Raw genomic sequence first — 1,221 nt, forward strand, 5'->3', positions numbered from 1 at the left:
CTCGTCCGCCGGAGCGCCCGCCAGCCGCTGCTCGGCAACCCGGGCCCGCCAGGGTTTCGGGGCGAGCCCGCCGAGGGCGAGCGCCACATGGGCCACCCGACCGCCGCGCACCGCCAGGACGCCGGCCGCGGAGGCGAGGGCGAACGCGAACGAGGCGCGGTCCCGTACCTTCCGGTACGCGGACACCGCGTCGGGCACCGGGGGCGGCAGGACGACGGCGGTGATCAACTCGCCGGGCAGGAGCCGGTGCTCCTCGTGCGGCCGGTCGCCGGGCAGCCGGTGCAGGTCGGTGACGGGGAGGGTGCGGACGCCCTCCGCACCGACGGTCTCCACGTCGGCATCGAGTGCGACGAGGGCGACCGCGAGGTCCGAGGGGTGTGTCGCGACGCAGTGCTCGGAGGCGCCCAGTACCGCCAGGTCGCGGTGCACTCCCTCGCGCGCGGGGCAGCCGCTGCCCGGACGGCGTTTGTTGCAGGGCTTGGTGACGTCCTGGAAGTACAGGCACCGGGTGCGTTGCAGCAGGTTGCCGGCGGTGGTCGCCCGGTTGCGGAGCTGTCCGGACGCGCCGGCGAGCAGCGCCTGGCCGAGTACCGGGTACGCCTTGCGGACCAGCGGGTCCGCCGCGAGGTCGGCATTGGGGACGAGGGCGCCGATACGCAGGCCGCCGTCGGCTGTCGGCGCCACGTCACCGAGCGACAGCCGACCCAGGTCGACGAGCAGGTGCGGCTCCTCGACACCGAGCTTCATGAGGTCGACGAGGTTGGTGCCGCCGGCCAGGAACCGGGCGCCGGGGCTGCCGGTGAGCAGCCGCACGGCATCCTCCGGGTCGCTGGGCCGCAGGTAGGCGAACTCCTTCACCGTGTTGCCTCCAGGACCGCCCGCACGATGTGGGGGTAGGCGCCGCAGCGGCAGATGTTCCCGCTCATCCGTTCGCGCACCGCGTCCTCGTCGAGGGGTTCGCCGATGCTGTCCGCCTCGGCGAGCAGTCCGACGGCGGAGCAGAGCTGCCCGGGGGTGCAGAAACCGCACTGGAAGGCGTCGTGGTCGAGAAACGCCTGCTGAAGGGGGTGCAGGTCGGCGCCGGTCGCCAGGCCCTCGACGGTGGTCACCGTGGAACCGTCCGCCGTGACGGCGAGGACCAGACAGCTGTTCACCCGCCGACCGTCCAGCAGCACCGTGCACGCCCCGCACTGCCCGTGGTCGCAGCCCTTCTTGACGCCG

At 73.9% G+C, this 1,221-nt stretch carries 2 protein-coding genes; both read right to left on the reverse strand.

The annotated features are described in order from the left end of the window. A partial coding sequence (locus BI06_RS47195) for a xanthine dehydrogenase family protein subunit M (protein ID WP_233290425.1) occupies nucleotides 1–858 on the reverse strand: 858 nt, incomplete at its 3' end. Continuing rightward, nucleotides 855–1,221: (2Fe-2S)-binding protein (locus BI06_RS36000; protein ID WP_043475358.1), on the reverse strand; the 367-nt coding region annotated here is incomplete at its 5' end. The genes BI06_RS36000 and BI06_RS47195, both read right to left, overlap by 4 nt.

The organism is Kitasatospora sp. MBT66 (assembly GCF_000710405.2).
GTDB classification, from domain to species: Bacteria; Actinomycetota; Actinomycetes; order Streptomycetales; family Streptomycetaceae; genus Kitasatospora; species Kitasatospora purpeofusca.